The 23,805-nt window shown below is 71.1% G+C and carries 18 protein-coding genes; 2 read left to right on the forward strand and 16 right to left on the reverse strand.

The features are described 5' to 3' along the window. Positions 1-120 precede the first annotated feature (120 nt). On the forward strand, positions 121-1,158 hold the full coding sequence (locus NS3_RS20275; RefSeq protein WP_084495780.1) for a porin PorA family protein: 1,038 nt from the start codon (positions 121-123) through the stop codon (positions 1,156-1,158). A 79-nt stretch (positions 1,159-1,237) separates the two neighbouring features. Here the strand turns inward: NS3_RS20275 and NS3_RS29210 are convergent, their stop codons facing one another. The 10 genes from NS3_RS29210 to NS3_RS20320 form a co-directional block, all read right to left on the reverse strand. Continuing rightward, a complete protein-coding gene (locus NS3_RS29210) occupies positions 1,238-1,375 on the reverse strand; it encodes a hypothetical protein (RefSeq protein ID WP_157101442.1) in 138 nt (45 codons plus the stop codon). 379 nt (positions 1,376-1,754) lie between these two features. Then, positions 1,755-2,522: a PaaI family thioesterase gene (locus NS3_RS20280; RefSeq protein ID WP_245649713.1), complete on the reverse strand. Its 768-nt coding sequence runs from the start codon at positions 2,520-2,522 to the stop codon at positions 1,755-1,757. Positions 2,523-2,625: 103 nt separating this feature from the next. Beyond that, positions 2,626-3,258 carry a DUF305 domain-containing protein gene (locus NS3_RS20285; protein ID WP_373865328.1) on the reverse strand — a complete coding sequence of 211 codons (633 nt, stop codon included), beginning with the start codon at positions 3,256-3,258 and terminating at the stop codon, positions 2,626-2,628. Continuing rightward, the gene (locus tag NS3_RS20290) at positions 3,255-4,829 is read right to left on the reverse strand and encodes an LVIVD repeat-containing protein (RefSeq protein WP_067862262.1); all 1,575 of its coding nucleotides are present in this window, start codon (positions 4,827-4,829) and stop codon (positions 3,255-3,257) included. Before NS3_RS20290 ends, NS3_RS20285 begins: the two co-directional genes overlap by 4 nt. An 83-nt stretch (positions 4,830-4,912) precedes the next feature. Next, complete coding sequence (locus NS3_RS20295) at positions 4,913-5,899, reverse strand: 3-methyladenine DNA glycosylase (protein ID WP_245649714.1); 987 nt, start codon at positions 5,897-5,899, stop codon at positions 4,913-4,915. A gap of 90 nt (positions 5,900-5,989) precedes the next feature. Continuing rightward, positions 5,990-7,054, reverse strand: a complete 1,065-nt coding sequence (locus NS3_RS20300; protein WP_067862136.1) for a hemolysin family protein — start codon at positions 7,052-7,054, stop codon at positions 5,990-5,992. Beyond that, positions 7,047-8,441, reverse strand: coding sequence for a hemolysin family protein (locus NS3_RS20305; protein ID WP_067862266.1), 1,395 nt, complete (start codon positions 8,439-8,441; stop codon positions 7,047-7,049). Before NS3_RS20305 ends, NS3_RS20300 begins: the two co-directional genes overlap by 8 nt. Positions 8,442-8,670: 229 nt before the next feature. Beyond that, a complete protein-coding gene (locus NS3_RS20310) occupies positions 8,671-10,107 on the reverse strand; it encodes a GuaB1 family IMP dehydrogenase-related protein (protein WP_067862138.1) in 1,437 nt (478 codons plus the stop codon). Positions 10,108-10,193: 86 nt separating this feature from the next. Next, positions 10,194-11,054: a DMT family transporter gene (locus NS3_RS20315; protein ID WP_169811664.1), complete on the reverse strand. Its 861-nt coding sequence runs from the start codon at positions 11,052-11,054 to the stop codon at positions 10,194-10,196. A 16-nt stretch (positions 11,055-11,070) separates the two neighbouring features. After that, complete coding sequence (locus NS3_RS20320; RefSeq protein WP_067862140.1) at positions 11,071-12,555, reverse strand: FAD-dependent oxidoreductase; 1,485 nt, start codon at positions 12,553-12,555, stop codon at positions 11,071-11,073. A gap of 145 nt (positions 12,556-12,700) precedes the next feature. Here NS3_RS20320 and NS3_RS20325 point away from each other — a divergent pair, with 145 nt between their 5' ends. After that, positions 12,701-17,332 (forward strand): cation-translocating P-type ATPase, encoded by a 4,632-nt coding sequence (locus NS3_RS20325; protein WP_067862142.1) that lies wholly within the window; start codon positions 12,701-12,703, stop codon positions 17,330-17,332. An 11-nt stretch (positions 17,333-17,343) separates the two neighbouring features. Here the strand turns inward: NS3_RS20325 and NS3_RS20330 are convergent, their stop codons facing one another. The 6 genes from NS3_RS20330 to NS3_RS20355 form a co-directional block, all read right to left on the reverse strand. Then, positions 17,344-18,861, reverse strand: coding sequence for a DEAD/DEAH box helicase (locus NS3_RS20330; protein WP_245649715.1), 1,518 nt, complete (start codon positions 18,859-18,861; stop codon positions 17,344-17,346). 297 nt (positions 18,862-19,158) lie between these two features. Continuing rightward, positions 19,159-20,103 carry a M56 family metallopeptidase gene (locus NS3_RS20335; protein ID WP_067862146.1) on the reverse strand — a complete coding sequence of 315 codons (945 nt, stop codon included), beginning with the start codon at positions 20,101-20,103 and terminating at the stop codon, positions 19,159-19,161. A 97-nt stretch (positions 20,104-20,200) separates the two neighbouring features. After that, positions 20,201-20,593 carry a BlaI/MecI/CopY family transcriptional regulator gene (locus NS3_RS20340; RefSeq protein WP_067862148.1) on the reverse strand — a complete coding sequence of 131 codons (393 nt, stop codon included), beginning with the start codon at positions 20,591-20,593 and terminating at the stop codon, positions 20,201-20,203. Positions 20,594-20,645: 52 nt separating this feature from the next. Further along, the gene (locus NS3_RS20345; RefSeq protein ID WP_084495773.1) at positions 20,646-21,569 is read right to left on the reverse strand and encodes an ABC transporter ATP-binding protein; all 924 of its coding nucleotides are present in this window, start codon (positions 21,567-21,569) and stop codon (positions 20,646-20,648) included. After that, entirely contained in the window at positions 21,566-22,693 is a 1,128-nt protein-coding gene (locus tag NS3_RS20350) for a FecCD family ABC transporter permease (protein ID WP_373865329.1), read from the reverse strand. The genes NS3_RS20345 and NS3_RS20350 overlap by 4 nt, the downstream gene beginning before the upstream one ends. Further along, a complete protein-coding gene (locus NS3_RS20355; RefSeq protein ID WP_067862150.1) occupies positions 22,690-23,736 on the reverse strand; it encodes a FecCD family ABC transporter permease in 1,047 nt (348 codons plus the stop codon). Before NS3_RS20355 ends, NS3_RS20350 begins: the two co-directional genes overlap by 4 nt. Positions 23,737-23,805 lie beyond the last annotated feature (69 nt).

Genomic DNA, 23,805 nt, shown 5'->3' on the forward strand with positions numbered 1-23,805 from the left:
CTGCGATCTCGCAGGCCCGATGGCAGGGCCTGAACAGCGATTTCGTCGTAGCGCGTGGCCCCCTCGTGGCCCGCGCGACTCGATGCTGTCCGTTCGTCATCCAAAGCAAAGGAGCTCGTGATGTCTGTTCGCAAGTCGTCGGTGGTGTGGACGGTATCGGGGGTCGTGCTGATAGTCGGCGCGGTGATCATCAGGTTCGCGGTGCTGCCCGCCATGACGAAACTGCCGGACGATCTCAGTCAGTCGCAGCGGTACGACGGCACGATGCAGGCACTGAACTCGCAGGCCTTCGCGGCAGGTGACTTCGCCGCCCTGCTGACTCCTCAGATGCCGATCACCGCCGACCGCAGCCTCACTGTCGATGCGGTCGACGGCGACACCGCCGTCGTGACCAGCAACTCCGTGGTCACCCTGCCGGATTCCTCGACCCAGGACGACGTGCACACCTACGCGGTCGACCGCGTCGACTACTCACCCGTCGAACTCACCGATCCACAGAGGGACTCACTGGTCCCGGCCGCCAGGCAGGCCACCTTCGAGGCCCACAGCGGTCTCACCTTCAGCTGGCCGATGGACCCGGCCGCATCCGACACCATGCTCTACGACCCGGTGACCCGTACCGCCCAGCGGGCGACCTTCGTCGACGAGAGCGAAGTGCAGGGCCGAAAGGTCTACAACTACCGCGTCGACGCCGCGGGCCCGATCGGCAACCCGGCGCTGCTCGCCGGCTTCCAGGACTTCCCGGCGCAACTGCCCAAGGCCATGCTCGAGGGACTGCTGCAGGCCGGCGTCGTCCCGGAGAAGTCACGCGAGGCCCTCACGGCCGCCCTGCCATCGCTGGCCGACCCGGTCAGCATCGGATTCGGCAGCATCAACGAGGTCGCCGCCGCCGTCGACGCGGAGTTCGGCGCACCGCTGAAGGTCGAGCAGACCCAGGGCATGTATGTCACCGTCTCCGCCGACGGCCGCGACATCCCGGCCCTGCCGCTGTCGATCGTGAGCATCCACACCGCCGACAACGAGGTGGTCTCCAGCGCGGACACCCTCTCGAAGAACTCGACGATGCTGTCGATCCTCGGCCTGTGGCTGCCGGTGGCCATGGTCGTGATCGGCATCGCGCTCCTGGCGCTCGGCATCGTCCGGCGCCGGGCCGCCTGAGCTGAACGATGAAGCCGGTTCCGCCTTTCGGGAGGCGGAACCGGCTTCGGTCGTGCTACGCGCGGGTGCGCCCCCCCGCTCACAAGGTCGGCAGCGGTGGTGAAGGCGCGTCGAGCAGGATCGGCTGCTTCGGGTAGGCGACACTGGCATTCGGCGAAGGCGGATCGCGGAACAGCACTTCGTCGATCGCGTCCCGGGTCGTGAGTGTGCCGCCCACGATCTCACCGACAGAGTCATGAGGCTACACCGAGCCGATCTGCACCGCCGTCGCCGCGAGGCCAAGGCGCTCGCGCGGGGCTGCCCGGGTTTTGGAGGGGCCTGATCCGGATACCGGACTCGACCGTACGTGCGAGGCCGGGGCGCGGTGGTACGACTGGTGCCGCTACCCTTGGCCTCGCACGTGCACAATCGAGAGTTAGGTATTCATGGGAAGCGTCGTCCTCGACATCGTCGCCTTGGTCACCAACCGCGCCGCTGAGTTCTGGAACTGGCTCGCGACCGGATCCGCGGGTTTCCCGCCGGTGTAACCATCGCTGATTCCAGCGAGATCAACCCCCGCCCTTTCCGGCCGGGGGTTGATTCGTTTTCGGGGAGCTCTATACGAGAGTGGGCGACACGGGTTCGCGCGGCTCGATCCACAGTGCCTCGGCGACCGCGCACAGCTCACCGGCGGCGGTGGCCAGGGCGACTCCGACGGTGTGCTTGCGACCTTCCGCCGAGCGTGGCCAGGCGTAACTGATGTGCGCGACACCGGCTTCCACCGGCGCCAGCACCGTCGTGGTGAGGGCGGCGGTCACCGCGCCCGTCGCCATCCGGTGGTAGGCGAAGCCTGCTACGCCGCCGGGGCAGTCCAGCGCCGACCAGACGTTCTCGATCGAGAGGGTGCCGTCGGGTCCGGCCAGTGCCGGGTCGGGGGTCCACGCCGAGACGATCAGGCCGCGCTCCCGCAGGGTGCAGGGAAACAGCCGGAGACCCTTTCCGGGCTCGCAGCCCTGGCCGCAGCCGTAGCAGCGGGTGACCTCGCGCTTGCCGGATCGCAGTCCCCGTTCGGTGGCGGTCTGGACCTGCGCCCATTCCGGGCATTGCGGGACATCGAGATCCAGCGTCGCCGAGTGCGCCTCGGTGAGGATCCTGCCCGCGGCATCGGTGAGCGCGACGCCGCCTCGCTCGGTCCGCGCGATCGTCAGGGGCGTGCCGACGGGCACCGTGCCGCGGAAGTCGACGCGCTGGGTCACGGCGGGCGAGCGTCCGGCCAGCGCGCCGGCGACATACCCGCCGAAGGCGACCTCCGGGTAACCGAACACGTGCTCGGGGATGGTGATCTCGTCCAGCCGGATCATCTGCGCCTCGTCGTCCTTCCACACCGGCGGGTGAGCGCGCCGCTCGGTCCGACAATACCGCTCGGCCGGTTCGGGCCCGATCCGGCGTGCGCGACAGCCACGGATCCTCCGGGGCGCCTCCCGGATCTCACGACAGCGGCTGTCCGCCCCGCTGGGCCAGCAGCACGCCGAGCACGCCGATCTCCTGGCCCTGCTGCTGCACCATCGACCGCGCCGACTCCTTCACCGGCCCGTTGGTGAGCAGCGCGTCGGCGGCCCGCGCCATCGCCACACCGCCCTGGTGGTGACGAATCATCAACTGCAGAAACAGGATTTCGGCGTCCTTGCCGCGCGCGGCGGACAGTGCGTCGAGTTCCGCGACGGTCGCCGTGCCCGGCATGAGGGCCGAAGCGTGTGACGGCTGGTCATGATGAGGACCGGCGGGTAGCCACGTCATGTGCTGAGCGGGCATCGGTGTCGCGCCTGCCATCCGCAGCCAGCCCAGCAGGGTGCCGATCTCCATCCGCTGCGTGTCGGCCATCCGGTCGGCGAGCCCGCGCACCGCGGGCGCGGCCCCGGGATCGAGGCGCTCCGCCATGGTCAACGCCTGTTGATGGTGCACGCTCATGTCCTGGGCGAAGCCGATCTCGACCGCGTTCAGCACCGGCGCGTCGCTGTGCCGCTCGGGCAGCAGAGCCGGCCGCAACGCCGCCCCGAGCACCAGCAGCGTCAGCGCGGCCGAGGCGAACCCGGCGATCCGCATCCACGCCGGCATGGTCACGATCCGACGATCGAATGCTGGTCGGCCGGTGGGGTGTACACCCCGTTCTCGAGTCGCAGCACCATGAAGCCGTTGTCCGAGCAGGCCACATACAGTTGGTCGCCGCGCCACTCCGGCGGGGACAGGCACCAGTCGGTGGAGAGGTCGCCGAACGCGAGTCTGCCGGTGCGTGGGGTCAACGCGTCCATCGGATCGAACTCGCCCTCGAGCGCCGCGCGCAATGCCGTCGGCGCGCTCATCAGCGGCACGCCGATGATCGAGGCCAGGGCATGCGCCGAGTTCCACAGCTCGAGATTGCGACCGGTGCGCGCCGGCGGATTGAAGTAGGCGATCTCACGCATCGCGAGCGGGTCGCGCACGTCGAACACCCGGATGCCCGACGAGATCCAGCCGCAGGCCAGCGCTGTCGGATTCTGCTGCCGGTCGGCGGCGCAGTAGTGCGATTCGTAGGCGAATGCCGAACCGCCCATCGACGAGCCGATATTGCTGTCGATATGGTGCGGCAGGTTGATCTCCAGCTTCAGCTTCGCGGCCACCTTCGGCGCGGTGTCGTCGGAGATGTCGATGAGCTTCACCCCGCCCGAGCCGCCCTCGTCCACTGTGAACAGGTAGGGCGCGCCGTCGTAGCTGACCGGGATGCTGTGCTGGGTGGCCCAGCCGTCGGTCCAGAAGGTGCGCCCGATGTGGTGCACCGCCGGGTTCGGTTCGCGGCGCTGGACGGCGCTGACGTCGAGCACGGTGAACCCGCCCAATGCCGACAGGTACAGCCGGGTGCCGTCGGGACTGACGCCGAAACCGTGCGCCTCGATGCCTGTCAGGCCCTGCCAGATCACCCTCGGGGCGGCCGGATCGGTCAGGTCGACCGCGCTCAGGAAGCCGGGCGTGATGCCCGAGGCCCAGTAGGTGCGGCCGTCGGGGGAGAAGCCGCCTTCGTGGGTGGTGATCGGTAGCGGCATCAGCGGATTCGTGCCGGGGCCCGGGTTGAGCAGCCGCGGGTGCGCGCAGTCGGAGATGTCGTACACCGACAGGAAACCGGCGCCGGTCAACGCGGGTACACCGGTGCCGACCAGCAACTTGCGTTCGGTGTTGACCTTCAGGCTCTCCCACGTGCCCGCCATCATCGCGGGCTCGGTGAGGTTCGCGGTCGGGCGCGGGGCGGCCGGATCGGATACGTCGAGCACCTGCACGCCTCGACCCTCGCCGAACAGACTGCTCGGAAAAGTGGAGCCGAGGTACGCGCAGTGCTCGAAACTGGTGGAGGTGATGCCCGCACCGCGTCCGGGGAACTGGCCGACCAGCGAGATGTTGCAGCTGTACCCGAGGGTGCTGCGGCCGCTGTCGCGGTCGGCGGCGGTCACGTCGCCCTGCAGTCCGGGTTCGGGCATGGACCCGGGCCCACAATCGGCCCGTGGCACCGAATTGCGCCCCACCTCGAAGAATTCGTGTACCGCGGTCTCGATGTCCGAGCGCAGGTCCGCGGCGGCCCCGACCGGCACCATCATCGCGGCGGCGACCCCCGCGGTCAACAGCGCCAGCGGCCTGGCACGGGATATCCGGGTCAGAGAACGCATCATCGCATCCCCCCAACTTCTCTGTCAGGTTCCGCCTGCGACAGCGGCGTGAACTGACTGAATGGTAGGGCGACGGGGTTGTCTCAGAAGACGGTTTCCGGGGATTCGACCGCGCCCGCCCGCCGGGCGTGCCGGGACGGTCGGGCGGCCGGTGCGGCGTCGGAAGTGCCGACGGGGCGCTCCAGGAGCCGTTCGCACACCTCCAGCAGCCGGGCGCGAAGCCCGTCCGCGCGGTCGGCGATCGCGGCTTGGGCCCGGACGTATTCCGCACGGCCCGCTGCTGTTTCGACGGGCACCGGCGGATAGCCGTAGTCGCTCAGGTCGTAGGGACTCGCGCGCATATCCAGCTCGCGTGCGGTGCAGGCAGATTCGAAGCAATCCAGCAGCAGGTCGGAGCCGACGAGCGGGACCAGTTTGCCACCCCACTTGTAGAGGTCCATGTTCGCGTGCAGGCAGCCGGGCTGCTCGGCGGCGATCTGGTCCTCGCGGGTGAGGACGGCGGCGTTGCGGCCGACCGCGTCAGGGGTGAAGAACCGGTAGGCGTCGAAATGCGTGCAACGCAGCGACTGGGACTCCACCACCGCGTCGGTGGCCGCGCGGCCGAGCCGCAGCGGCACCCGACTGTGCCGGATGTCGTCGGTGCGGTAGACCATCGCCCATTCGTGCAGGCCGAAGCAGGACAGCTGCGCGGGCCGGGCGGCGGTGGCGCGCAGCAGTCGCGCGACGAAGGCCACGGTGTCGCGGCGACGAGCCAGGAACGCGGGATCGGCCGTGAACACCGGGCCGTCGGCGCCGTCGACCCGGTGGTAGCCGCGGGATCCGTGGTACTCGTGCGCCGCGGCCATGCCGATCCCGAAACCCGGATGCCAGCGCCGCAATTGCCCGGGCTTCTGGCCGTAGTAGGTGAACAGGAAGTCGATGACGGGGTGGGATTCCCCGGCCGCGCGCCGTTCGAGGTACGGCCCGGCGAGCTCGTCGAACCGCGCGCGATGCGCGGCCGCCCGCGCGCGCCATTCCGTTTCGGGCAGCACGATCACCGCGCCCTGCTCCCTTCCCTCACTGCTGGACATCCTGTCGATCATCTCGCACCCGCGCGGGTCGAACTCCTCGCCCTCCGCCGGGCGGGCAGCACAGTCTCGACCCGCGCGGATGCCGTCGGATCACTCCGCGTTGCGGTGGGTGGTGTCGCGGACGGTGCCGACGAATTCCTCCACCAGATCCTCCAGCGCGACGATGCCGCAGGTGTTGCCCCGGCTGTCGACCACTCGGCCCAGGTGACTGTTGGTGCGGCGCAGCCGGGCCAGCGCCTCGACCAGCGGGGTGCCGATGGTCAGGGCGGGCAACGGACGGATGTCGGTGCGCGGGATCGGTGTGCCCGGCCCGGCGGATTCGTCGGCGACCTTGTCCAGCACGTCCTTGACGTGCAGGTAGCCGACCAGCGAGCCGTCGCCCGCGCGGACCGGGTAGCGCGAGTACCCGGTCTCGGCGACCGCGGTCTCGATATCGCCGAGGGTGCTGCCGCTGCCGCGCAACGGGATCGACCTGGTGGCGGCCAGCGGCACCATGACGTCGGCGACGGTGCGCTCGGAGGTGCCCAGCGCCTGGGTCAGCCGCCGGTGCTCCTCCTCGTCGAGCAGGCCCTCCGACCGCGACTCGCCGATCATCTCGGCCAGTTCGACACTGGACACCGTGGCGTCCAGCTCGTCCTTCGGCTCGATGCGCAGCATCCGCAGCGTCAGGTTGGCGGCCAGGTTGTAGAGCGCGATGAGCGGGCGGGCCAGCCGCAGGAACACCAGGTGGATCGGCACCAGTAGCAGCGCGCTGCGTTCCGGGCCTGCCAGCGCGATGTTCTTCGGGATCATCTCGCCGAGCAGGATGTGCAGGACCACCACGATGGCCAGCGCGATCGCGAAGGACACCGGATGCAGCAGCTGATCGGGCATGCCCAGCGCGTGGAACGGTTTCTCCAGCAGATGCGCGACCGCCGGTTCGCCGACCCGGCCGAGCAGGATCGAGCAGATCGTGATGCCCAGCTGCGCCGCGGCCAGCATCATCGACAGGTTCTCACCGGCCTTGATGACGGTCGTGGCGTTGCGCTTGCCCTGGGCGACCATCGCCTCGAGCCGGTCCCGGCGCGCCGAGATCAGCGCGAATTCGGCGGCGACGAAGAAGGCGTTGCCCGCCAGCAGCACGAAGGTCAGCACCACTCCGAACAGATCACCCATGGTTGTTCTCCTGGAGTGTGCGCGGCAGCAGGTCTTCGGCGGGCACCGGGATGAGGCGGACGCGGTCGATGCGCCTGCCGTCCATCCGTTCCACCCGGGCGATCCAGCCGCCGTGGCCCGATTCCTCGTCGGCCGGTCGATGATGCGCGGCGCCCGCGTTCGGCAGCACGACTTGGTCGTCGACCTCGGGCATGCGGCCGAGCATGGTCAGCACCAGCCCGCCGAGCGTCTCGTACTCGCCTTCGGGCGCCTCGTAGCCGGTGGCCCGGCCGATCTCGTCGATGCGCAGCAGGCCCGAGCAGTCCCAGCCGTCGGAGGTGCGGCGCACGTCGAGTTCCTCCTCGTCGTGCTCGTCGCGCACGTCGCCAAGGATCTCCTCGATCAGATCCTCCATCGAGACCAGGCCCGCGGTGCCGCCGTACTCGTCGACGACCAGCGCCACCTGCATACCGTGCGCGCGCACCCGCTCGAGCAGTTCGTCACCGTCGAGACTGGCGGGCACGGCGGGCACCGGCGTGGCCAGCTGGTGCAGCGGAATGGTTCGCCGCCGGCTCGCCGGATGGGTGAACGCCTGCTTGACGTGCACGACGCCGAGGGTGTTGTCCAGGTCGCCGTCGATCACCGGGAAGCGGGAGTAGCCGGTGCGTTCGGCCGCGGCGATCAGATCCGCGATGGTGTCGTCCTTGTCGAGCGACTCCACCTTCACCCGGGGGGTCATCAGTTCCTCGGCGATGCGCTCGCCGAACCGCAGCGAGCGGTCCACGACCAGGGCGGTGCGCTGGTCGAGCGATCCGCGCTGGGCGGAGGTGCGCACCAGCGAACCCAGCTCCTGCGGGGAACGCGCCGAGCGCAGCTCTTCGGCGGGTTCGACGCCGAGCCTGCGCACCACCCAGTTGGCGGTGTTGTTGAGGAAGTGGATCATCGGCTTGAACACCACCGAGAAGCCGACCATCGGAGCCGCCGTCGCGCGGGCGGTGGCCATCGGCTTGGCGATCGCGATGTTCTTGGGCACCAGCTCGCCGTAGATCATCGACAGCGAGGTGGCGATGATCAGCGCCAGGGCCAGGGACAGACCGCTCGCGGCGCCCTCGGGCAGGCCGATCGTGGTGAGCAGCGGACCCAGCAGCCGCGCGATCACCGGTTCGGCGATGTAGCCGGTGATCAGGGTGGTGATGGTGATACCGAGCTGCGCGCCGGAGAGCTGGAACGACAGGGTGCGATGGGCCTGGCGGACCATCCGCGAGCGCACGTCACCCGAGCGGGCGGCGGCTTCGACGGTGCTGCGTTCCAGGGCGGTCAGGGAGAATTCCGCGGCGACGAACAAGGCCGTGCCCGCGGTCAGGGCGATGAAGCCGAGAATGCTGAGGATCGTCAGGACGGTGGCCAAGGTCAGCACCGTCCAGGGGGAGCGTTATCGGGGAGTGCGCCGGGTTTGTCACCCGGCTCGGTAGAGGAGCCCTCCTGAGTGGCGCCCTCGGACGCGGGTGGCAACGTGTTCCCTTTCGACGTGGCAGCGCTGTGCCGTGGTACGTGAGGCCGGGGAGACCCCGGCAACCATCATGTTACCGGGCTGTCCCTGCAGCGCCGCACCGTAGCGTCGGCGGGTTCGGGCAGGCTCACCACCCGCCGGGCAGCGGCCGTCCTTCCGCGAAACCCGCCGCCGACTGCACGCCGAGCACCGCACGCTCGTGAAACTCCGGCAGGGTTCGGGCGCCCGCGTAGGTGCACGCGCTGCGTACACCGGAGCAGATGTGGTCGATGAGATCTTCGACACCGGGGCGCTCGGGGTCCAGCCGCATCCGCGAACGGGAGATGCCCTCCTCGAACAGCGCCTTGCGGGCCCGATCGAAGCCGCTGTCGGTGGCGGTGCGGGCGGCCACGGCCCGCTTGGAGGCCATGCCGAAGCTCTCCTTGTAGGCGTTGCCGTCGCGGTCCACCCGGAGGTCGCCGGGGGATTCGTAGGTGCCGGCGAACCAGGAACCGATCATCACGTTGGAAGCTCCGGCGGCGAGCGCGAGTGCGACGTCACGGGGATGGCGGACACCACCGTCGGCCCACACATGCACGCCGAGTTCCTTTGCGGCGGCGGCGCATTCGGCCACCGCGGAGAACTGGGGCCGGCCGACGCCGGTCATCATCCTGGTGGTGCACATGGCGCCGGGGCCGACACCGACCTTGATGATGTCCGCACCCGCCTCGGCCAGATCGCGGGTGCCCTCGGCGGAGACGACATTGCCCGCGACCAGCGGCACGCCGAGGCCGAGCCCGGCGACAGCCGCCAGCGATTCGAGCATCTTCGCCTGGTGACCGTGCGCGGTGTCGATGACCAGCAGGTCGGCGCCGGAGTCGACCAGGGATTTCGCCTTGGCCGCCACATCGCCGTTGATGCCGACCGCCGCCGCGACGCGCAACGCGCCGTCGGCGTCGACGGCAGGCTGGTAGATACCGTCGCGGATGGCGCCGGTGCGGGTCATCACCCCGGCCAGTGAGCCGTCGTCGTGGGTGAGCACGGCCAGGTGCGCGTGCTGGGACTCGAGCAGATCGAACAGTTCTCGCGGGGAAGTACTGGCCGGAGCCCGCACGAAGTCGCCGTTGGCGATCTCGCCGATCCTGGCGAACCGGTCGACGTCGGCGCAGGCCGCCTCGGTCACCACACCCACCGGCTTGCCCGCTTCGATCACCACGATCGCGCCGTGCGCGCGCTTGTGCATCAGCGCCACCGCCTCGGAGACCGAGTGGTCCGGCTCGAGCGCCACCGGGGTATCGGCGGTGAGCGAGCGGCTCTTGACGAAGGCGATGGTGTCGGCGGCCGCGCCGAGCGGGAGATCCTGCGGCAGCACGACGATGCCGCCGCGCCGGGCGACGGTCTCGGCCATGCGCCTGCCCGCCACGGCGGTCATGTTCGCCACGACGATCGGGATGGTGGTGCCCGACCCGTCGACGGTCGACAGATCCACGTCGAACCGTGACGCCACATCCGTCCGGTTCGGGACGAGGAAGAGGTCGTCGTAGGTCAGGTCGTAGGGCGGCTGGTGTCCGGGGAGGAACTGCACTCGACCGATAGTAACGACGAGCGGGCGGGCGCGCCGTGTTCCTCGAGGAGTGCGCGCACAGCGGGAGAAGATGGGGCGGGACGGCCTCATTCGGCGGCTTCGGCGCGCGCCAGGGCGACCGCGGCGGCGCACAGGACGATCACCGTCAGCGGCACCACGACCAGCGCGAGGCCGTCGGTGCGCAGGCTCTCGTCGAGCACGGTGAGACCGAGGAACGCGGCCGCCAGCGGTTCGGCCACGGTGGCCGCAGGCAGCGCGGCGGTGAGGCTGCCCGCTTGGAAAGCGCGTTGTTGCAGGTAGACACCGGCGAGGCCGGCGGCGATCAGTGCCCAGGTCTGCCAGCTGCTCACGACCGCGTCGAGGCCGTGGGCGAACCGGCCCGCCACGAAATCGGTCAGGGCGGCGGTCACACCGAACAGCGCGCCGCCTGCCGCGCCGAACAGCAGTGCGGCGCGGGCGCCCGTGCCGTCGGAAGTCCGGCGCGCGGCGCTCGCGAGGAGCACCGCCACCAGGATGCCGCCGAGCAGGACGGCCAGGGGCGCCAGCCAATCGCGCAGCGGCGCAGACGGATTGCCCGCGGTGGGCGCGCCGACGAGCAGGAAGGCGGCCAGCGCGACGATGAGCAGAACGGCCCAGCACCAGGTGCGGGCCGCTACGCGCCGCCCGTCGATGCGGGCCGAGAGCGGGAGCGCGAACACCAGTGCGGTCACCAACAGCGGTTGCACGATCAGCACCGGACCGAGCGCGAGCGCGGCCACCTGCAATCCGTAGCCGCCCGCGTCCGCGCCGATTCCGGCCAGCCACCGCGGATTACGCACCAGGGAGCCGACGAGCGGCTCGTCGTCGGCGATCGCGGCCGCGGCCCGTTGCTGGGCCACCGCCGCCACCGCGAACATCGCGGCCGCGGCGAGGGCCGCGACGATCGACCAGACCGGATGATCGCTCACCGCGCGATCCGGCGCACTACGGCATGAGCGATCGGGTGGCGGGCCCCTCGAGGACGCTGCCGTCCGCGGCGAATCGGGACCCGTGCAACGGGCAATCCCAGGACTTCTCCGCCGAATTCCATCGAACGACGCCGTACAGGTGCGGGCAGACCGCAGACACCGAAGTAGTGACCCCGTCCACCGTCGCGGTGGCGACCGGCCGCAGCCCCTGCCTGCGCACCCGTCCGCACCCTTCGGCGGGCCGGTCATCGGGTTCGTCACCGCGCATGCCGCTCAGCCACCCCGCGGTGAGGTATTGCAGCACAGCGGTATTGGCCGAGGCAGTCGAGGTGATCGCGTGCAGGGCGGGCGGTCGCCATGTCGTGAAGACGGGCGCCCAGGCAGGCGTCGCGCCGGTGATGTGCCCGGCCAGTGCCAGCGCGGCGGCCACGCCGTTGGTCAGCCCCCACTTGGCGTAGCCGGTCGCGATCAGGATGCGATCGCTCCCGGGTAACAGCGGTCCGGCATAGGGCAGTTCGCCGACCGGTGTGTAATCCTGCGCGGACCAGTGCGCGATCGGTTCGGCGGTGGGCAGCACGCGCTGTGTCCAATCGACCAGGTCCTCGACCAGTTCGGTCGTGTTCTCGGCGCGCCCCACCTCGTGACCGTTGCCGCCGACGAGAAGCAGTTCCCCGTCCTCGGCCGGGACCGTGCGCAGCGACCGGGTCGGCGAGTCCGCGCTGATGAACATCTCGCCCGGTATCGGTTCGCCGACACGGAACGCGCTGAGATAGGAGCGCTGGGCGGTCAGGCGCGCGAAGAAGCCGCCGCGATCGAGGATGGGGGCGCCGGTCGCCAGGATCACCGTTCCGGCGCGCAGGTCGGCCTGATCGGTGCGGACGAGGTGGTCGCCCCGAGGTTCCCACCCCACGCCTTGCACTCGGGTCGACTCGTAGATCGGGATCGACCGAGCATCCAGGTCGGCGGCCAATGCGAGCAGAACGGCCATCGGGTCCAGCTGGGCCTGGTCCGGCAGGCGCACCCCGCCGAAGGACGGGAACGGCGTGTCGAGTTCGTGGACGTATTCCGTCGGCAGACCGGCCGCGCGGGTGATCTCGTGCTCGGCGCGGATGTCGTCGCCGGCGGCCGCGGTCTGCGCGTAGGTGATCGCGGCCCGGTGTTGCACGTCGACCGCGTGCGACGCGCAGTAGTCGAGCAGCCAGCGCTGGCCGGCCCGATTGGCGTCCAGGTAGGTGCGCAGCGCGTCGAGGGAGCAGTGTTCGGCGATCCGGCCGGCCCGGGTGCTCTGCAGCAGACTCACCTTGCCGGTGCTGAGGCCGGTGGTGCCGACCCCGATCCGCCTGCCTTCCACGACGACCACGTCTCTGCCTGCCTCGGCGAGCAGCAGTGCCGTGACGAGACCGGTCAGGCCCGCGCCGACCACGACGACATCGTGCCGCTGCCCTGGCGGCAGCGGCGGGCGCGTCACGGTGTCATCGGCTGTCGACCAGATGGATGTCATGCGGGGCCCATCCCTTTCGCTGTCATCGGATTCCTCGGGTAGGTGGCACAGCGCAAGCTCCGGTCGCCTACCCGCAGGTCGCGGACCGAAACACCTGATCCCGGTGAACCCGTTTTGCCCTCGACGGCCGGGGTAGGCGCCCATCATGGCTTTCACATTGCGCGATGCGGTCTCGTCCTGGTGGTTCGAGGCACCGCGCACAGTCGTGACAGATCTGGCCCGCGCCGGCGTGCGAATCGCCGCGCAGGCGACGGTGACCGCGGTAGACGCACCGATACGGGTGGTGGAGGCGGGTGCCAGGGCGGGGGCCTCGGTCGTGGAGTTCGGTCGCGGTGTGGGGTTGGGTCACGAATTCGGCGCCCTGCTCGATCCGCATGCGCGCCGCTCGCAGCGCCGGGTGGCGCTGCACAGGGACCGGGCGACGGTCGAGGTACGGGGGCTGGCGAGCGACAAGGGCGAGGCGGTCGTGCGCGCGCTGGCCGAGCATCTGTCCCGGCGGGACGCGGTGCGGTGGTGGCGGGTGAACGCGGTCACCGGTCATGTCGTCGTGGCACTCGCCGAAGGTGCGGAGGATGTGCCCGAGCTGCTGTCGGCCATCGAATCGGTGGAGGCCGACGCCGAGGTCGACGATCTGGACTGGAACCGCACCGTCGAGCACCCCGACGACCGGGAACCGGTGCTGTCGGCCGGAATCCAGGTCGCGGGCGACGTGTGCGCGATGGCTGTCTCGGGGGCAGGCGCGCTGCTGCCGCTGCGCGGCCCCGCACGCGCGCTGCGCGCGGCGGCGGCGTTCACCGATACCCAGCCGCGCGTGCGCAGGCGGCTGGAACAACGGCTGGGACGTCCCCGGACCGATCTGCTGCTCACCACGACCAGCGCCCTGGGAAACGCCCTCGGCGACCGGGCGGCGCGCGGGGTCGCCGACCTGATGGTCGACACGGTGCAACGAAGTCTGGTGTTCACCGAGGCGCTGGCGCGCTATGCCCGGTGGCAGCAATGGGAAGCCGAGATGGGCAGCCGCCCACCCGCGGTGCCCGTCGCGCTCGCGTCACGCGCCAGGCCGGCGGACGCGCCCCTCGGTCCGGTGGAGCGCGTCGCGGACGAAGTCGCGGCGGGCTCGATGGCCGGGGCGCTGGCCACGATTCTGGGCGGGCGCGGTGTCCTCGGTACCACGGGCGCGCTGGAACTCGGCGCTCCCAAGGCGGCGCGTGCCTGCCGCGAGGCGTACGGCTCCACCGTGTCGGTGATGATGTCGCGAGCGGGCGCGCTGACCCTGCATCCGGGGATCTGGCGGCGCCTGGATCGGCTGTCCGCCCTGGTCGTCGACGGAGAGACATTGCTGACCTCTCGACGGTTGGTGCTCGCCGCGGAACCTGCCGACACGGCACCCGCGGGCGAGCGGTGGACGCGCACGAAGGTGTGGAGCGCCGCCCAACGACTGCTGTGGCACAGCGACACACAGGACGACGCCGCCCTGATGCTGGTCCATGTCGGGACCGGGCACCCCGATCGGGGACTGACCTCGCGTCCGGTGTGGCGAGAACTGCGCGAGGCCGGAGAGCCGGTCGGAAAAGTGCTCATCGGACGAGAACTCGACGAGCGGGCGCATCTGCTGCTGCAACAGGCGCGCGCCGCCGGGCTGCGGGTGGTGCTCACCGGACGCGCCGACACAGCCGATCTGCGTTCACTGTCCGATCAGTTCGTCGATCGCTCGCGGTCGATGAGCAAGATCGTGCGCGAGCTGCAACGAGACGGGCACATGGTCGCGGTTCTGAGCCCGCGCGCTCACAAGGCCATGGCCGCTGCCGATGTCGCGATCGGGCTGGCGCGCCGCGACCACGGAACATGGCAGATCCCGTGGGCCGCCGACGTGGTCTGCCGGGACATGACCCAGGTGCATCGAGTGCTCGCCGCGGTCGCCCCGGCCCGCCGGATGAGCGAACGCGGCCGTTCGCTGGCCCTGTCCGCGGCGGCGCTGGGCGGACTGCTGCTGGCCGTGGCGCCCGAGCGGGAGAACAGCACGGTGCCGATGACCGCGGCGCATTCCACGGCGCTGATCACCGGCGCTTTCACCGGGTGGCGCGCGGTGCGCGCCGAACCGGAGATCACGCTCGCACCGTCGCTGCCCTGGCACTCGCTCGAACCCGACGAGGTACTGGCTCGGTTGCCGGAGCCGGTGCCGGTACCCGAGCGGAGCACCGGGGGCGCGCGGAGCCTTCCGGTGCTGTCGTCGTCGGCGTCGTTCGCGCGGCATCTGCGCGGCGAACTGGCCGATCCGTTGACGCCGATCCTCGGGGTGGGTGCGATCGCGACCGCGATTCTCGGCTCCTTGTCGGACGCCATGCTGCTGTCGTCGGTCCTGGCCGTCAACGCGGTCGTCTCCGCGCGGCAGCGTCAGCGCGCCGAGCGGGCGCTGCACCGGCTGCTGGAAACCGAGCGTCTCACCGGCCGGCTGGTGGAACGCGGCGGTGAGAACGCCGCGGTGGCTTACTCGGCGCCCGCGCAGGACGGCGAGGTGCCCGCGGCGTTGCTGACGATCGGGGACGTCATCGTCGTGCGGCCGGGTGAGGTGGTCCCGGCGGATGCCCGGCTGCTCCGGGCGGACGACCTCGAGATGGACGAATCCGGACTGACCGGTGAGTCGGTGACCGTCGAGAAGCACGTGGCCGCGGCGCCCGGCGCGGCGGTGGCCGATCGGACATGCATGCTCTTCGAAGGCACCACGGTGGTCAACGGGACCGGACGCGCGGTCGTCGTCGCCGTCGGCGCGGAAACCCAGGCCGGGCGCGCCGCGTCCGGCGCCGTGCCGCCCGAAAAGGGCGGTGTGCAGGCGCAATTGCGGCAGTTGACCGATCGGGCGTTGCCGCTGACGCTCACCGGCGGCAGTGTGGTCACGATCCTCGGCGTGCTGCGTGGCAGGGTTTTGCGCACCGCGATCGCCGACGGTGTGGCGGTGGCGGTCGCCGCGGTGCCCGAAGGGCTGCCGTTGGTGGCGACCGTCGCCCAGTTGGCCGCGGCCCGCCGGCTGTCGCGCTACGGGGTGCTGGTCCGGGCCAGTCGCACCGTGGAGGCCCTCGGACGAGTCGACACCCTGTGTTTCGACAAGACCGGCACGCTGACCGAAGGACGGCTGCGTCTGGCCGCCTTGGCGGACGTGGACGAACAGTGGTCCCCGGCTGCCGACTCCGAGGACGCGCGCAGGCTACTGCGGACCGCCGCCAGGGCATGCCCGGATCCCGACGACGGCCCGGTCGTGCACGCCACCGACCGCGCGGTGCTCGACGCCGCCGCGGTTCTCGGCGGCGACGATCGGTGGGATTCGATCGAGGAGATCCCGTTCGAGTCCAATCGCGGCTACGCGGCCGCGCTCGGCCGCATCACCCGCAAGTTGCGACTGATCGTGAAGGGCGCCCCCGAGATCGTCCTCGCCCGGTGCACCCGGGTGCGCGCGGCGGACGGCGGCACGGAACCCTTCGACGACGAGCGGCGCGAACGCGCCGAACGGATGGTGCGCGAGCTGGCCGAGCAGGGCCTGCGCGTGCTGGTGGTCGCCCGTCGCGACCTCTCCCGGGAACCCGACGATGTCGAACGCATGGTCGGTGAACTCACCCTGCTCGGCTTCCTCGGCCTCGCCGACATCCCGCGCCCGCAGTCCAGGGCCATGGTGCACGCGTTGCTGCGCAACGGGATCAGCGTCCGGATGATCACCGGCGATCATCCGGTGACGGCGCAGGCCGTCGCCGGGCAGCTGGGCATCGAAGCGGTCGAGGTCACCACCGGAGCCGACCTGGACGGACTGGACGAGACCGCGCAGAGCGAGTTGATCGAACGCAGTACCGTCTTCGCTCGCATCGATCCCGCGCAGAAGGTCCGGATCGTGGACGCGCTGCGCCGTGCGGGCCACGTGGTCGGGATGACCGGCGACGGCAGCAACGACGCCGCGGCCATTCGGACGGCCGACATCGGAATCGGCGTCGCCGCACACGGATCGGTGGCCGCGCGCAATGCCGCCGATCTGGTGCTGACCAGGCCCGATCCGCTGGCACTTCTGCACGCGATCGTGGAGGGGCGTGGGATGTGGCGACGGGTGACCGATGCCGTGGGCGTGCTGGTGGGCGGTAACGCGGGTGAAGTGGCCTTCACTCTCTACGGCACCGCGCTCAGCGGCAGGGCGCCGCTGGGCACTCGCCAATTCCTGCTGGTGAACATGCTGACCGACATGTTCCCCGCGATGGCGCTGGCACTTTCGCCCGATCGCGACACCACCGACCCGGAGGGCGCCGACGATCCGGAAGCGCTGGCTCGCCTGGCGTCGGATCGGCTGGCCGAAACCGCTCCCGCCGGACTCGGGGCCGACCTCATGCGGACCCTTTCGGTGCGTGGTATCGCCACTGCCTCGGGAGCATCGGTCGCCTGGACGATCGGGCGCTACACCGGCACCCGGCGTCGCGCCGCGACGATCGGCCTGGTGGCCCTCATCGGCACCCAGCTCGGTCAGACACTGGTCTCCGGCTATCGCAGCCCCATGGTCTGGGTGACCATCGCCGCGAGCGGGGCGGTTCTCGGCACCGTCGTCATGACCCCGGTGGTGTGCACCTACTTCGGATGCCGCCCGCTGGGGCCCGTCGGCTGGGCCGTCGCAGGCGCCTCGGCGGCGACCGCGACCGCGACCGCCGCGTTGGCGCCCGCCTTGCTCACCGGGAGGCAGGAGCAGCCGAGCATCGAGCAGAACGCCGCCGGGATGGTGCCGGTTACCGATACCCGCGGGAGTCGGTAACCGGCACAGGATCAGCCCTGCGCCCGGCGGCGTCCGCCCACGGGAGCGCCCGCGCTCCGTACGGCGCGCGGGTTGCGGCCGGTGTGGCCGCCCTCGCCGGTACGCGGTGCGCGTCGCTCGCCACCCACCGCGGCCTCGCCGCGGCGGGCACGCGGCGTGCCCGCCGACCCGTCGGTACGGGCGGAGGCGGGCTTGCCGCCGGATCGGCCCGCCGACGCGGGGCGGTCGGCATGGCTGCCCGCGGCCGCGCCTGCCCGGCCACCGGACCGGCCGCGACGCGACGGCGCGCGGCGCTGTCCGGCGCCGTCACCACGGCTCGCGCCGCTGCCCGCGTGCGGGTTGCCGGGCGGGGTGGGGGCGGGGATGGCGATGCCCGACGGCGTACGCGCGCCGGTGATGTCGCGCAGCGCGGGATGTCCCGCGCGGACCTCGACCCCGACGACCTCGACGCCGGCCTTGCGGGTCATCTTGGTGACGTCGGCGCGTTCGTCCTCGGTCACCAGGGTGACCACCACGCCGTCCTCGCCCGCCCGCGCGGTGCGGCCCGCGCGGTGCAGGTAGGCCTTGGCTTCGGCGGGCGGGTCGACGTGCACGACCAGCGAGATCCCGTCGACATGGATGCCGCGGGCGGCGACGTCGGTGGTGACCAGTACCGGAACCGAGCCGTCGGCGAAGGCCGCCAGCGTGCGGGTGCGGTTGTTCTGCGCCTTGCCGCCGTGCAGGGCGCCGGAGGCGATGCCCGCCGCGCGCAGCTGCTTGGCGAGCCGGTCCGCGCCGTGCTTGGTGCGCACGAACAGGATCGTCAGGCCCTCGCGGGCGGCGATCTCGGTGATCACGTCGCGCTTGTCGGCTTTACGCACGAACAACAGGTGATGGGACATGGTCGACACCGAAGCCGCGGGCGGCGCGGTGGAGTGGGTGACCGGGCTGTGCAGGTAGCGCTTGACCAGCTTGTCGACCTCCCCGTCGAGGGTGGCCGAGAAGAGCAGCCGCTGGCCGTTCCTCGGGGTCTGGTCGAGCAGCCGGGTGACCTGGGGCAGGAAGCCCATGTCGGCCATGTGATCGGCCTCGTCGAGCGCGGTGATCAGCACGTCGTCGAGGGCGGCCGCGCCCTGGGAGATCAGGTCGGACAGCCGGCCGGGGGTGGCGATCAGCAGATCGACACCGCGCGCCAGGCGGTCGGCCTGCCGCTTGATCGGCGCGCCGCCGACCACGGAGGCGACCCGCAGACCGAGGGAGAGGGCGGGTTCGTCGAGCGCGCGCTCGATCTGGGCGGCCAGCTCCCTGGTCGGAACCAGCACCAGGCCGCGGGGGCGGCGCGGCGCGGCGGCATTGCCCGCCAGTCGCACGAGCATGGGCAGGCCGAAGGCCAGCGTCTTGCCGGAGCCGGTGGGACCGCGGCCGAGCACGTCCTTGCCCGCGAGCGCGTCGGGGACGGTCGCGGCCTGGATGGGGAAGGGTGCGTCGATGCCGCCGCGGCGTAGCGCTTGCACGAGCACGGCGGGCAGGCCCAGTGACGCGAAGGACACGGTGGGCGTCGCGGCGTCGGGCGTAGTGGTTACGGAGATGGGTGAAGCCTTTCTCGGTGCGGTGCCCTCGGGCGCCGCTCGGGTCGGCCACGCCGGGGAGCGGGGCCGTGCGCGCGCCGGACCGTTGCGATCGTCGCTGCGGAGGGTGCGCCCGCGGGTGGCCGGTGGATATCAGGCCTCGCGGTGAGAAACCGTTCGTTGCTCGGGCGGTGGATCCGCTCGGCGAACAGTCGTCGGGGTGTCGGTTCGGTCGTCGGACGGTCCGTGAACAACGTTCAGGACCCAGGGTCCAACAGTTCAGTGACCGAACAATCGACTCAGTTCGACTAGCCAGGGTACCGCGACCGCGAGGGTCGGCACCACCAGGATGGCCATCGAACCGAGATATGCGGCAGTGGCGATGCGCACATCGCCACCGTTGACGCGATCACCGAGCCGCTGCACGCGGATCAGCGTGGTCGGCCCGCCCGCGGCCAGAGCGCCCTGCGGGGCGGTGGATTTCGCGCATGCCACCAGCGCGCGGGCCAGCGGGGTGGGGCCGGTGACCTTGACCGCGGAATCGTCGGCGAGCAACTCGATGAGCAGCTTCACCGATCCGAGTGCGGCCTTGCTGCGCACCACCCGGGGGAAGGCCTCGTGCACCGCGGTGAACGCCTCGAGGACGAGGTCGTGGCGGGCGCGCAGATGGGAGCGCTCATGGCTGACGATCGCGGTGATCTCCGGGCCGTCCATCTTGGTCAGGGTGCCTTCGCTGAGCACGACGCGCCTGCGCAGGCCGGGCAGGCAGTAGGCGATGGGCTCGGTGGCGGCCAGGACACGGATGTCGTGGGCGTGGCGGCGAGGTCCGCTCTGGTCGAGCAGGTCGACCAGCATCCGGTGCCGGGCGCGGCGGCGCCGGGTGTGCACGGCGACGCGGACGATTGAGAACACCAGCCGCGCGCCGACCATCAGGGTCAGCGCGAAGACCAGCACGTAGGCCAGCCACAGTGGCAGCCCTAGGGCATCGATCTCACGCGTCGGGGACGTGGTGGGACGCCCGTCCGGGCCGGGCACGAGCAGTTCCGCGGCGATGGCCAAGCCGGAACCGAAGGCGCTGAGCACGGCGGCCAGGGCGATGGCCTGCCAGAGCACCAGCGCGGCGCGGGGTGTGCGGTACGGCCATGTCGCACGGCTGAGCAACGCGGGCGCGGGGCCCGCGAGAAGCAAGGCGAGTCCGGCGAAGACCGGCGCGGTTGCGTTCATCGACTCAGCTCACTGCGTTGTGGGGACCGGGAACGCACCTCGTTGTGCGTCCCAGGGCGGTTGGCCGACCACATCCTAACCCGGTCGGCTCGCCGCTTCAGTCGAGCGGCGGTGAGGTACCTTCGGCGGCCTCGAGCCTGGCCAGGGCTTCTCGCAGCGCATCGGCCTCGTCGGGACCGACCTGCTCGACGAAGTGCACCAGCGCGGCGGCGCGGCTGCCCGCCTCGTCGGCCTGCTGGAGAGCGTCGAACATCAGGCTCGCGACCAGTTCGTCGCGGGTGTGCACGGGCGCGTAGCGGTGCGCTCGATCGTCGCGCCGCTGGACCACCAGATTCTTCTTCGCCAGGCGCTGTAGCACGGTCATGACCGTGGTGTACGCGAGTTCGCGGCGCGCGGCCAGTGCCTCGTGCACCTGCCGGACGGTTTGCGGTTGGTCGCTGGACCACAACTGGTCCATGACCGCCTTCTCGAGTTCACCAAGACCTGCCATCCTTCGAGTTTACGGACTCAACGACGCAAATGCGTACTACACCCTGTCGTAACTATCTGGTTACCGGTATGGTATTCGTCATATCCGCCGGCGGAACCGGCGATGGTGAGTCCGCGCCGTCTGTGCCCGCCGGGGTCCGGCCGATACCGGGCAGGACATTGCGCGCGCCGATCGGGACGACCATCGGCCGACCCGAGACCGGATCCTCGAGCACTCTCGCCCGCAGGGCGAAGACCTCGCGCAACAAGTCGGTGGTGATGATCTCGGTGGGGGAGCCCTGTGTGATGATCCGGCCCTGGCGCATGACCACCAGCCGGTCGCTGTAGCGGATGGCCAGGTTGAGATCGTGCAGGACCATCACCACGGTGCGGCCCAGCTCTTCGTGCAGGCGGTCGACCAGGTCGAGCACCTCGAGCGCGTGGGCCAGATCCAGGTAGGTGGTCGGCTCGTCGAGCAGCAGGATGTCGGTGCCCTGGGCCAGCGCCATCGAGATCCACGCGCGCTGGCGCTGGCCGCCGGAGAGTTCGTCGAGCGGCCGGTCGGCCAGGTCGGCGATGCCGGTCTGATCGAGTGCCGCCATGACCTCGGTCTCGTCGTCGGCCGACCACTGCCGCAGCCAGGACTGGTGCGGATGCCTGCCGCGAGCGACGAGATCGGCCACCGTCAGGCCCTCGGGGGCGACCGGGGTCTGGGGCAGCATGCCCACGATCCGGGCGACGTCCTTGGTCTTCATCGACGAGATGGCCTTGCCGTCGAGGACGACCCGGCCCGCGCTCGGGCGCAGCAGCCTGCCCAGCGAACGCAGCAGCGTGGACTTGCCGCAGCCGTTGGGTCCGATGACGGTGGTGACCACGCCCGGCTCGATGTCGAGGCTGAGCCCGTCGACGATGATCCGATCGCCGTAGCCGAGGCGGACGTCCTCGGCGCCCAGCCGATGCGGCCGATGCGCTCGCGCCGTGGTGGGGATCTCGGTCATGACAGCGTCGCCTTCCGATTCATGCGCACGAGCAGGTAGAGCAGGAACGGTCCGCCCGCGCCCGCGGTGACCACACCCACCGGCAGATCGACCGGAAACAGCGTCCGCGAGGCCACATCGGCCCCCGCCACCAGGACCGCGCCGATCAACAGCGACCCGATCAGCGGCTCGCCCGGCGTGCGCAACACCCGCCGGGCGATCTGCGGCGCGGCCAGTGCCACGAAGCCGACCGGACCGACCGCCGCGGTCGCCACCGAGGCGGCGACCACCGCCGCGCCGATGAGGATCGCCTGCTGGGTCTGGACGCGCACGCCCAGCACCCGGGTGGTGTCCTCGCCCATGCGCATGGCGGCCAGAGTGCGCGCCGAGCAAAGCGCGACCACGGTGACCACGCCGAGCGCCAGCGCGGCGGGGACCAGCGCCCTGGAGTCGGCGAAGTTCAGCGATCCGGCCAGCCACTGCTGGGCGCGGGCCGCGTCCTCGGTGTCCGCCTGGGCGACCAGCCAGCTCAGGCAAGCCGCGAGCAGCGCGTTCACGCCGATGCCGATCAGCACGAACCGCAGTCCGGTGGCGCCGTGCCCGTTGCCCGCGGTGCGTCCCCATGCCAGCAGATAGATCAGCACGGCGGTGAGCAGGCCGCAGGCGAGCGCGGCCAGCGGCGCGCCGACCGTGGCCGCCAGGCCCGTCGACCCGATGCCCGCGAAGACCAGGACCGCGACCGCGCCGAGGCTCGCTCCGGTGGTCACCCCGAGGAGATCGGGACTGGCCAGCGGATTGTGCAGGATCGACTGGGTGATCGCGCCCGCCAGTCCCAGCGCCGCGCCCACCACGACAGCGGTGAGCGCGCGCGGTAGTCGCGAATCCAGGATGATGTAGCGCTGCGACCGCGTGCCGCCGCCGGCGAGCACGTCGAGCACCCGCCCCAGCGGCACAGTGGTCTCGCCGAAGGCGACGTCCAGGCAGAACAACACGAACACCAGCGCGGCCAGCAGCATGACGATCACGACCATGCGTGGGCGCAGCACCAGCGACACCGGTCCGACCCGAAGCGCCGGGCGAACCGCGCGCAGGGGCTGCGACTCCGCCTCGGCGAGGACGACGGGATCCGCGACGCGGCCGTTCACAAGCTCACCATCTTCTTGCGACGCACCAGCGCGATGAAGTACGGCGCGCCGAGGATCGCCAGCATCACTCCGGCCTGGATCTCCCCGGTCCGGGTGACCACCCGGCCGAGCGTGTCGGCGAACAACAGCAGCACGGCGCCGATCAACGCCGAGTAGGGGATGAGCCACCGGTGATCCGGTCCGGTGAAACGCCGCGCGATATGCGGGACGACCAGGCCCAGGAACGCGATCGGCCCGACCGCCGCCGTGGCCGCGCCGCACAGCAGCACGACCGCGGCGAGTCCGAAGGCCCGGCTGCGCTCGACGTTCACCCCCAGCCCGCGCGCCACGTCGTCGCCGAGTCCCAGCAGATCGAGCCCGGGCGCGGCGGCCAGTGCCATGACCGCGCCGATCGTGATGAACGGCAGCACCTGCCAGAACACCGCGGCGTCGCGTCCGGCCACCGTGCCCACCACCCAGAACCGGTAGGTGTCGAGCACGGACGCGTCGAACAGCACCACCGCCTGCGTCATCGCCTGCAGGAACGCCGTGACCGCCGCGCCCGCCAGTACCAGGCTCAGCGGTCCGGCCCTGCCGCCTCCGATCGAGGACGCGCCGAACACGATCAGGCCGGCGATCAGCGCACCGGTCATCGCGAACCAGATGTATTGCCCGGGATCGGTGAAGCCGAAGAGACAGACGCTGAGCGCGCCGAAGAAGGCCGCGCCCGCGTTGAGTCCCAGCAGGCCGGAGTCGGCCAGCGGATTGCGGGTGTAGCCCTGGATCAGCGCGCCGGTCGCCCCGAGCGCGAGCCCGGCGATCAGGGCGAGCGCGGTCCGCGGAATCCGGTAGCCGCGCACGATCTCCTCGATCGAGGACTCCGCGGGACAGGCGAAGGGCCCGCCCGCGCAGCCGAGGGCGTGGACCAGGGCGTCGTAGATCTCGGCCGGGGCGATGGCGCGCGCACCGACGGCGACACCGGCGAGCGCGCTCAGCGCCATGAGAGCGAACAGGACCAGCAGTCCGGTACGGCGGCGTCGCCGCACAGTGGCCAGTGTTGTCACGGCGACGACGTGCTCCTGTTGATTCTTCGGGTGTGTATCGACTCTGGTGCCTCGCGGTCAGGTCTGGTA

The organism is Nocardia shimofusensis NBRC 100134, assembly GCF_001613125.1.
GTDB classification, from domain to species: domain Bacteria; phylum Actinomycetota; class Actinomycetes; order Mycobacteriales; family Mycobacteriaceae; genus Nocardia; species Nocardia shimofusensis.